Raw genomic sequence first — 886 nt, 5'->3', positions numbered from 1 at the left:
GGATGGCTTCACCCACGGGACACTACTGTCGTAACATTAAGGTGGCCTGGAAATAGAGCACGTAAGTATCAGATTGTCCTATCGGATGTTTTTAATGCGAAAACGGTTTCTCTGACACTCGGGAGCATCGTGGATCATGATGTTCATACCCTTTCTATCAGCGAGAGGGCCATGGTGAAAGCTCTTAAGACACTGGGCTTTACGGATTCAACAGGTTATGACCTTCTTTTCAAAGTCGTTGGAACGAATAAGAAGGATGTACTTTCGGGCCATATTTCATTAAAATCAGCGACAATGGTCTGTAATCCGGTGTATTCTTCTGCATGGCCTGATCCTTCCTGGATGCGTGACGGGAATGGTCGGTTCTATGTGGTTTCCGGATCGGGTATCCTTTCGACGGCTGATTTTAAAAAATGGACCTATCAAGGGCAGATGTTGTCCGCATCTCCATCCTGGCTTCCTGGCGGAGCTGTATGGGCAGGGGAATTGGATAACGTCAAGGGAAAGTATTATCTATACTATGCGGGGTCAAATAATGTAGGGGATGGCTGGAAAACGGGCATAGGCGTCGCTACGGCTGATCGGATCACGGGACCTTATAGGGACCATGATGAATTGGTCAATGCTCGTAAGGCAAATGTAATGAACAGTATTGATCCCTGCTTTTATAATGATGGTCGGCATAAATATATATTCTGGGGAAGCGCTTTTGGAATATGGGCTTATGAACTGACGGATGACGGACTGAGTATAAAACCGGGTACCGGGATCCATCAGATCACCGTGGATACGTATGATTATAATCATTCTTTGCTGGAAGGTACGATGATCCATAAACATGGGGAGTACTATTATTTGTTTGCATCAATAGGGGCGACCTCTCTGA

The 886-nt window shown here is 45.8% G+C and carries 1 protein-coding gene; it reads left to right on the top strand.

Annotation, left to right across the window (positions count from 1 at the left end):
- On the top strand, positions 1–886 hold an 886-nt coding region (locus ACYRYG_RS13285; protein ID WP_460198485.1), incomplete at both ends, for a family 43 glycosylhydrolase.

The organism is Segatella asaccharophila, from assembly GCF_054687055.1.
The sequence above is the reverse complement of the archived record's forward strand: the minus strand, read 5'-3'. Positions and strand labels throughout refer to the sequence as shown.